The sequence below is a fragment of the Methylobacterium sp. B1 genome, assembly GCF_000333255.1.
Classification (GTDB): Bacteria; Pseudomonadota; Alphaproteobacteria; order Rhizobiales; family Beijerinckiaceae; genus Methylobacterium; species Methylobacterium fujisawaense.
The window spans coordinates 1-1,414 of record NZ_BACT01000386.1 but is presented as its reverse complement, the minus strand read 5'-3'; the positions used below and the strand labels follow the sequence as shown (position 1 = coordinate 1,414).

Below are 1,414 nucleotides of genomic sequence, written 5' to 3'. Positions count from 1 at the left end.
GGTCAGGCGCTGAAGCCCGTACTCGTCATCCTCCACCGTCTCGATCTTGGTCCAGAGCGGATTGAACCGCCACTCGCGCCGCTCGCCCCGATGGCTCACCCGGGCGAGCAGGATCTCGATCTGCGAGATCATGACCTCCTCGAAGGAGCGCCCGCGGCGGAAGCTGACTTTCAGGGCCGCGTAGATCGCCAGCATGTCGAGGCCGAAGAACCCTGCCACCGGCCAGAAACCCATGCGCCAGGCCCAGATCGAGACGACGAGCGAGACCGCGCAGCAGCCCGTCATGACCACCCGGAAGCCGAGCCGGCTCAGGGATTGATGGGGCCGGATCGTCGCGGTGAAGACGGGCCGGTCGATCGTGTCTGGATCGAGCCCATAGGGATGGACGGAAGGATTGCCGCTCGCCATGCGATCCATATAACGCGCCGATGTCCGCCAGAAAGACTCCCACTCCCGTGACGGATCGCTCCGGTGGCGATGCCGCAATCCGGGCGACGGTGCCGTCCCGGGCCGCGCCAAAGCGCACATCCAAGGGCGATTCCAAGGGCGATTCCAGGAAAGCGGATCCGGTCGTCTCGAAGAGTGCGCTGATGAGCGCGGCCGCGGTCCGCCGCGGCGGTCCGATCGGGACGGCACGCTCGGGGCATGGCGACACCGCCCCCGAGGCGGTCGATGCCGCCACCCTCGCCGAGATCTTCCGCCGCTTCCACGCGGCGGAGCCGGAGCCGAAGGGCGAGCTCCACTACGTCAATCCGTTCACCCTTCTGGTCGCCGTCGTGCTTTCGGCCCAGGCGACGGACCGTGGGGTCAACCTCGCCACAGGGCCGCTCTTCGCGGTCGCCGACACACCCGAGGCCATGCTGGCATTGGGCGAGGACCGGGTCCGCGATTTCGTCCGGACGATCGGGCTGTTCAACACCAAGGCGAAGAACGTCGTCGCCCTCTCGCGCATCCTCGTGGAGCAGCACGGTGGCACGGTGCCGGCGAGCCTGGAGGCCCTGCAGGTGCTGCCCGGCGTCGGCGCCAAGACCGCGAGCGTCGTCCTGAATATCGCCTTCGGGGTTCCGCGGATCGCCGTCGATACCCATATCTTCCGGGTCTCGAACCGGATCCCCCTCTTCGTCGGCTCGACCACCGATAAGGTCCAGGCCGGTCTCGAGGCGCTGGTGCCGGAACCCTACCGCCGGCACGCCCATCACTGGCTGATCCTGCACGGCCGCTACACCTGCAAGGCGCGCAAGCCCGAATGCCCGCGCTGCCTCATCGCGGACCTCTGCCGCTACCCGTCCAAGACGTCCGCCTGACCGGTGGATCCTGGGCGGCGGCGCGACCGCGAACCGCGTTCCGGCTACGTCCGGAGCGCCCTCCGCAATCCCGCCCTGCAGGCTAACGCGTTGTGCTGAAGCCCGCTCCG

2 protein-coding genes are annotated in these 1,414 nt (G+C 68.5%); one reads left to right on the top strand and one right to left on the bottom strand.

The annotated features are described in order from the left end of the window. The coding region (locus tag I53_RS11360; protein ID WP_043350611.1) for a DUF2244 domain-containing protein at positions 1-408 on the bottom strand (408 nt) is incomplete at its 3' end. Positions 409-590: 182 nt separating this feature from the next. On the opposite strand from I53_RS11360, the gene nth reads away from it, so the two are divergent. Next, positions 591-1,304 carry an endonuclease III gene (gene nth, locus I53_RS11355; protein WP_051044780.1) on the top strand — a complete coding sequence of 238 codons (714 nt, stop codon included), beginning with the start codon at positions 591-593 and terminating at the stop codon, positions 1,302-1,304. Positions 1,305-1,414 lie beyond the last annotated feature (110 nt).